Here is a 2,266-nt window from a genome sequence, read left to right as displayed (position 1 = left end):
GCCAGGAAGTGGTGCAAAGCGCCCATCCCGGTGGCGGTGTTTCCACGAAGTTGACTGGGTCGCGGGCAAGTGGGTGAAGCATCCAAGGTCGCGCCGGTCGATAAACTGAGTTTGGTGCTGGTGGCGGTATTCGCGTTTGCGTTTCTTGAGGAGCGACTGTCCCTGTGTCTGTTAGCTCCGCGCTGTTATGGACTAATTTCCTTCACGCCAACAACAAAGTAATCAGTTTCCCCAAAACATGATGTGGGCAATCCCTTGTGTTGTGCATAGGTCAAGGCGACTCGTTTACCAACGGCAGCATTGACCTGCTTGGCAACTTCAGCGTCCCTGACGGTAAATAAGAATTTCTCGGGGGCAGCACCAGGCAGTGCGACCAAAGATAGCTCGCCCTCCCACGTTTTACAAATCCAACCTTTATCGGATATTTTTTGAAGAAACCCGGCTCGTTCACCGGTGGAGTAACTCCAATTCAAGGCAGCGAAGACATAAAGTGCGAAGACCACCGCAGTGGTCGCGAGGAGTCCAACAAGCGAAAAAACGACTCGTTTTGTAGTAATTGGCATTGACAGATTCCGTTGATGTGTATGCTGATGATGGTACCGTGTTAAGTTGATGCTTGGTCCTTCAGTTTTAGTTGAACGGACTGAGGCGCAGTTTTCATTTAACCAGTGAGAAAATCGGGTTTCAGCAACGGCGGAAAGCGCAGACCGACAGTACAAAATATAGCTGACTTCTGGAATAATCAACTTTTCGGCGCTTCATTTGTAATGGTGCTCAACACCAGTCCCGCCATATCCCGGGACTGGTCGCTGTGGTTTGATTGCAATCCCTTGACAGTACCGAGCCTGTCCTGCATATCCTCGTCCTGACTTGCCTTGAGCTTGCCTTCCAACCGGTCAATCGAAATCTCGATACCCACAATTCCACGCATCAGCTTGTCAATGAAGTCTAAGGGCGCATCGCCCACGCGCCAAGGCAAGGTTTGCCGCGACTCCTGGGAATCCGTCAAGCGATTGAGCATGCCCAGAATCCAGTGTGGGTCTTCAATCACCCGTGCCTTGCCGTGTGCATGGACAACGACGTAGTTCCAGGTGGGCACGACCTTTCCATGGTCGGACTTTCCAGGATACCAACCTGGGGTGATGTACGACTGTGCTCCCTGAAACATCACTACGGACGGAGTGTCGTTGAGAAGCTGGCGCCAAACGGGATTGGCACGCGCTACGTGCCCCATCAACGTACCATGGGGGCCGCGCGTCCGGTCCAGGATGAACGGCACATGATTTGCAACCAGTCCATCTGTTGAATGGCAAACCCAAGCCCCCAGTGGATGAGCCTCCATGAGGGAGAAGGCCGCGTCGCGGTCGTTGAGCTGATGATGATTTGAAACGTACATGTCTATTTCCTATATGCCAGCCAGCGCGTGCTTTACCAGCAGTATTGCCAACACCCACATGGTCAAGCCAATCAGACCATCCAGCACTTGCCATGCTTTTGGTCGGGCAAACCAGGGAGCCAACCAGCGCGCACCAAAACCCAACAGACCAAACCAGAACAGACTGGCAACGCTCGCACCCGCCACAAACCACGGACGCAACGCAACCGGTTGCTGTGCACCAATGCTACCGACCAGCAGGACGGTATCGAGGTACACATGGGGATTGAGCAACGTAAAGGCAGCCGCCTGGGTAACAACACCCGCCAAGCGCAAACCTGTGCCCGTTTCTTCCGTCCGTAACTGGTTTGATTGCCTGGCACGACGAAGCGCCTGCCAACCATAGGTTGCCAAGAATACAGCGCCTGCCAACGCAAGTGCGCGTGCAAATCCCGGATTTTCACCCAAGGCCTGTGCCATTCCCAAGACACCGACTGCAATCAGCACAGCGTCCGCCAGTGCGCAGAACAGCACCACAATGCCCACATATTCGCGGCGCAACCCTTGTCTCAGCACAAATGCATTTTGAGCACCGATTGCCACGATGAGCCCAAAGCTCAGAGCTAGACCATGAACAAAGGCAGGGGCGATTACGGAAAAGTATTCAGGTAAATTTGTCATAGTCCGAGCTTGCCTGCTTTCACAAATGAAGACAAACTATCATTCATTCATCCAGTTTAGGAAAACTAATTTCATGTTGGACTACGCATCGCTTTCAGCACTGACCGCCGTGGTGAGGGAAGGCAGCTTCGAGCGGGCTGCCCGCGCACTGCATGTGACGCCATCGGCGGTGTCACAACGTATTCGTTTGCTGGAGGAGCGCATTGGGTG

At 53.5% G+C, this 2,266-nt stretch carries 4 protein-coding genes and 1 pseudogene; 2 read left to right on the top strand and 3 right to left on the bottom strand.

Going from position 1 to position 2,266, the window contains the following annotated elements; translation table 11 throughout:
* Positions 1–66 precede the first annotated feature (66 nt).
* A pseudogene (locus WCG50_RS19065) lies at positions 67–222 on the top strand (hypothetical protein); the annotation flags it as partial.
* On the opposite strand, the gene WCG50_RS19060 reads toward WCG50_RS19065, so the two are convergent.
* From WCG50_RS19060 to WCG50_RS19050, 3 genes are all read right to left on the bottom strand, one after another.
* Positions 186–563 (bottom strand): hypothetical protein, encoded by a 378-nt coding sequence (locus WCG50_RS19060; RefSeq protein ID WP_336901172.1) that lies wholly within the window; start codon positions 561–563, stop codon positions 186–188. The pseudogene WCG50_RS19065 and the gene WCG50_RS19060 sit on opposite strands and share 37 nt — an antisense overlap.
* 179 nt (positions 564–742) lie before the next feature.
* Positions 743–1,396 carry an FMN-binding negative transcriptional regulator gene (locus WCG50_RS19055; RefSeq protein ID WP_336901171.1) on the bottom strand — a complete coding sequence of 218 codons (654 nt, stop codon included), beginning with the start codon at positions 1,394–1,396 and terminating at the stop codon, positions 743–745.
* Positions 1,397–1,405: 9 nt separating this feature from the next.
* A complete protein-coding gene (locus WCG50_RS19050) occupies positions 1,406–2,056 on the bottom strand; it encodes a LysE/ArgO family amino acid transporter (protein WP_336901170.1) in 651 nt (216 codons plus the stop codon).
* Between the two features lie 73 nt (positions 2,057–2,129).
* On the opposite strand from WCG50_RS19050, the gene WCG50_RS19045 reads away from it, so the two are divergent.
* The coding region (locus tag WCG50_RS19045) for a LysR family transcriptional regulator (protein WP_336901173.1) at positions 2,130–2,266 on the top strand (137 nt) is incomplete at its 3' end.

It is taken from the genome of Rhodoferax sp., assembly GCF_037143375.1.
GTDB lineage: Bacteria > Pseudomonadota > Gammaproteobacteria > Burkholderiales > Burkholderiaceae_C > Rhodoferax.
The sequence above is the reverse complement of the archived record's forward strand: the minus strand, read 5'-3'. Positions and strand labels throughout refer to the sequence as shown.

Bases quoted from the DNA above. Each gene is read 5' to 3' on its own strand.
- WCG50_RS19060 (WP_336901172.1), bottom strand. From the start codon at position 563: ATGCCAATTACTACAAAACGAGTCGTTTTTTCGCTTGTTGGACTCCTC.
- WCG50_RS19055 (WP_336901171.1), bottom strand. From the start codon at position 1,396: ATGTACGTTTCAAATCATCATCAGCTCAACGACCGCGACGCGGCCTTC.
- WCG50_RS19050 (WP_336901170.1), bottom strand. From the start codon at position 2,056: ATGACAAATTTACCTGAATACTTTTCCGTAATCGCCCCTGCCTTTGTT.